Raw genomic sequence first — 1459 nt, 5'->3', positions numbered from 1 at the left:
ATGGAGGAGGTCAGTCGTGTGGCCAACTCGGCGGAATTCAACGGCGGCCGGATCCTGGATGGCACGGTGGAGGACCTGTTCTTCCAGGTGGGGGCAAACCAGGGGCAGACCATCGCAGTGAGTGGCGTGGATTCGCGCACCACCCAGCTGGGTATATCCGAAGTTGTGGGAGCCCAAGGGCCGTCTCAGGAGCAGATCGCGGAGGAATTGACTGGGTTTGATGGCAACCTCGATATTGAAACGGCTGAGTTTGCCATCAGTGATTTTGCGGGCAGCAGTGAGCTGATCGATGGGGATGATGGCATCGACATCAGTGGTGCCGACACGCTAGATGACGTGGTGCGGATCATGAATACCGCGATCAACGATGCCGTGACCAGCGGCGAAAACGGTGCGGAAGCCGTTTCTGATGCAGCTCTGGAGGTCTCTGTTCGCGTGAACAATCAGGGCGAAAGCACGATTGCCGTGACGGGGGCGTTGGATGCGGACTTTTCGGTTTCCGGGGACGGGACTGCCCTGGATGGTGACGGCGATGCGATGGCCCCGTTCCTTGACGGAAGCCTCCTGATAGCTTCCCGGAACGTGGATCTGACCCAGATTGACGTGATGACGCGCGAGACGGCGACCCAGGCGATGGGCGCGCTGGATGGTGCGCTGACCGAGATCAACTCGCTGCGTGCGGAGCTGGGTGCGGTGCAGACGCGTTTCGAGAGCACGATTTCGAACCTGGAGATCGGATCGGAGAACCTGTCGGATGCGCGTTCGCGGATCCGGGACGCGGACTTCGCCGCGGAGACGGCGGACCTGACCCGGGCGCAGGTGCTGCAGCAGGCGGGGACTTCGGTGCTGTCGCAGGCGAATGCGGTGCCGCAGAACGTGCTGGGTCTGCTGCAGTAAGGCTTCGGCTTCCTCCGGGCCCGTGCTGCGGGCCATCCCGGGGCCCGTCCCGAGTGATCGGGGCGGGCCTTTTTGCGTTTTGGGGGGTGTGATCTCGAGGCGGATGGTCCGGGCGGGTGGGGTTTCGCGCGCGAGTTCGCGCGCGAGCGCGCTCCTACAGTGCCCGGGGACAACGGCATGGGTTCGCGCGCTAGCGCGATCCGACGGGGGGCGGGTTAAGAGGTCGGGGCGTGTGATGGATTGCGGGCATTTTTCCGCGGCGGCCGGAAATTGCCGCCGGGATGGGCCAGAATCCGGGTAAGGGGGTTTGCGGCGCGACATGGTGCGGCGAAGTGGGGCGGAAAAAATTTGCCGCCGGGGCTAAAGTTCCTTGCCGGTCGGCCGTTACCGCCAGCAGGAGCGGAAGTGTTTCCGCACGGTTGGCCCCCGTAATGGGGCTGTCATGGCAAGAGGAAAAGACCATGTCGCAAGTCATCAACACCAACATCCTGTCGCTGAATGCGCAGCGGAACCTGAATGCTTCGCAGAATGCGCTTTCGCAGTCGCTGGAGCGCCTGTCATC

At 63.3% G+C, this 1459-nt stretch carries 1 protein-coding gene and 1 pseudogene; both read left to right on the top strand.

Going from position 1 to position 1459, the window contains the following annotated elements; all coding sequences use genetic code 11:
- The coding region (locus F620_RS0114130; RefSeq protein WP_019571094.1) for a flagellin at positions 1-897 on the top strand (897 nt) is incomplete at its 5' end.
- Between the two features lie 461 nt (positions 898-1358).
- Positions 1359-1459 (top strand): annotated as a pseudogene (locus tag F620_RS15430) (flagellin); the annotation flags it as partial.

Origin of the sequence: Thioalkalivibrio sp. ALE11 (assembly GCF_000381205.1) — a bacterium.
Taxonomy (GTDB): Bacteria; Pseudomonadota; Gammaproteobacteria; order Ectothiorhodospirales; family Ectothiorhodospiraceae; genus Thioalkalivibrio.
Note: the sequence above shows the minus strand (reverse complement) of the source record. Positions and strands in the feature narration are given on the sequence as shown.